3 protein-coding genes are annotated in these 2,039 nt (G+C 66.4%); all 3 read left to right on the top strand.

What is annotated here, in order from left to right:
- The first annotated feature begins 157 nt into the window (after window positions 1–157).
- The 3 genes from EB084_24320 to EB084_24310 all read left to right on the top strand — a co-directional run bounded on the left by EB084_24320 (window position 158) and on the right by EB084_24310 (window position 1,879).
- On the top strand, window positions 158–397 hold the full coding sequence (locus tag EB084_24320; GenBank protein NDD31389.1) for a hypothetical protein: 240 nt from the start codon (window positions 158–160) through the stop codon (window positions 395–397).
- A gap of 267 nt (window positions 398–664) precedes the next feature.
- Window positions 665–1,363 carry a hypothetical protein gene (locus EB084_24315; GenBank protein ID NDD31388.1) on the top strand — a complete coding sequence of 233 codons (699 nt, stop codon included), beginning with the start codon at window positions 665–667 and terminating at the stop codon, window positions 1,361–1,363.
- Window positions 1,364–1,372: 9 nt separating this feature from the next.
- On the top strand, window positions 1,373–1,879 hold the full coding sequence (locus tag EB084_24310; protein NDD31387.1) for an SgcJ/EcaC family oxidoreductase: 507 nt from the start codon (window positions 1,373–1,375) through the stop codon (window positions 1,877–1,879).
- Window positions 1,880–2,039: the final 160 nt, after the last annotated feature.

The following is a 2,039-nucleotide window of genomic DNA, read 5'->3' as shown; positions in this document are numbered from 1 at the left end:
TACTACTGGGGCGGCGCGGGCGCCTGGGGCGCTGCCAGCAACGTGTACGGCCACTGGGGCAACACCTACTACAACGGGGTACGCGGGTACGGCTACAACGCCGCCACCGGCACCTACGCCAAGGGCGTGAGCGGCAGCACCTACAACACCCGCACCGGTGGCAGCTCGAACTACGCCGCTGGCCGCGCCTACAACCCCTACACCGGGAACTCCGCCGCCGGCGCCTCCGTCGAGCACACCAACCCCCGCACCGGACAGACCAACACCACATCGGTGGGGCGGTACAACGACAACGTGTACGCCGATCGCAACGGCAACGTCTACCGCAACACCGGCAGCGGCTGGCAGAAGTACGACAGCGGCTCCTGGAACGCCGCCACCACGAACCGCTCGATGACGCAGGAAGCCCAGTCGCGCTGGAGCGGCTACGACCACTCGGCGGCCGCAAGCCGCGGCTGGAGCGAGCGGAGCTGGGGCGGCGGCAGCCACGGCGGCTTCGGTGGGGGCTTCCGCGGCGGTCGCCGCTGAGCCTTCGAGAACACCCCCCCGTAGGGCAGGAACAGTTCAGGGCGAGCGTGAATTCCATTCATTCTCGCCCTGAACCCTGTCCCAGGTTTTCACAGCAACGAGCCACGCCTAGAACAGTCAAGGAGAAGCGACCATCATGACCAAGAGCACCCGGAGATTCCTGTCTGCCCTCGCCCTCTCCGCCTCCCTGCTGGGCGGCGTCTCACAGAGTGCCTGGGCAGCCCCCGTGACCGCGCCGCAGCCCCCGGCCGCCATCGCCCAGGCCGGCGGAGAGACGGCCCCACCGTCATCGTCCAAGCCCGAAGCCCCGCCCCCGAACGCTTCGAGCACGACCACCGGAAGCGAGGTTCGCCTCGAGCCCATCATGTGGCTCCCCACCGCCACCGCGCGCGTGAAGGTTGGCGATCCGCTGTTCCGCAACACGCTGAGCGTGGGGGGAACCGTCACCCCTGAACAAGCGCTGCCGAACCTGCACATCTCGTTTGCGGGTCGAATCGAGGGCCGTTGCGAGCGCTGGGGCGGTTTCGGCGAGATCTTCTACCTCAGCAGCAGCCAGCCGGCAAAGATTCTCGGCAAGGGCGGCACCCTCGGCTCACAGCTCACCATGGGGCAGGTCGCCGGCTTCTATCGCACCAACCAGGGCAGCGTTCCCATCGACCTGATTGCCGGCGTTCGCATCGCAAGCCTCGAGAACAAGCTCGACTTCAGCAGCGCGCAGTTCGTCGAACTGGGCGGCAAGGGCTTCAACATCTCGCGAGGCAACACCGATCTCTATCCCATTCCGGCAGGAACGCACGCGATGACGCGGAACCCTCAGAACCACCAACCTGTATGAGGAGCATCCATGCTCGACGAAGCCACTGTCTCCCGTCGTACCCTCTTCGGTGCCGCAGTGCTCGGCCTCACGGCCGCGGCCCTGCAGTCTGAAGCTGAGGCGAAGTCTCCGAAAAGCCCTCCCGTGGGGGCACTGCTTCCCCTGGCGGCGGTCATGCGGGCCCACGATCAGGCGTTCTCCGCGCACGACCTGAAAGGGGTGCTCGCCACGATGAGCCCGGACGCCTTCGTGCTGGGGTCGGGCGGCGGCGAGATCTGGAAGGGAACAAAGGAGATCGCGGCCTCGTACGAGACCCTCTTCAAGACCTTCGAAAAGGGTAGCCTTTCGTTCGAGCCCGTCTTCTATGACGGCGCGGTGCAAGACGGCATGGGCTGGCTCATGGCCGTCACGCGGGTGACCGCAACCCACGCCGGGAAGCGCCATGAGAGCGGAATCAACGCCTCCATCGGCTTCGTGCAGAAGAACGGCAAGTGGCTCATTCGCACCTTCCACTACTCGAGCACTCCCGCCCACTGAGCGCCGGGCGAGGTCGACGCAAGCCTGTCGACCCCGGTGTCCCCCCTGAACACCTTCCAATGAAAGAATGAGGATTGCGCACATGCACGAGTCCGAAGGCGTTTCCGAGTCTCCTTCCCCGCAGGCTACCCGCCGCGAGTTTCTCCAGGCCGCGCGCGGC

The sequence above is a fragment of the Pseudomonadota bacterium genome (assembly GCA_010028905.1).
In the GTDB taxonomy this organism is placed as follows: domain Bacteria; phylum Vulcanimicrobiota; class Xenobia; order RGZZ01; family RGZZ01; genus RGZZ01.
This window is presented reverse-complemented; position numbering and strand designations above follow the sequence as displayed.

Coding starts and splice junctions, on each gene's coding strand:
- EB084_24310 (NDD31387.1), top strand. CDS start 1,373: ATGCTCGACGAAGCCACTGTCTCCCGTCGTACCCTCTTCGGTGCCGCA.
- EB084_24315 (NDD31388.1), top strand. CDS start 665: ATGACCAAGAGCACCCGGAGATTCCTGTCTGCCCTCGCCCTCTCCGCC.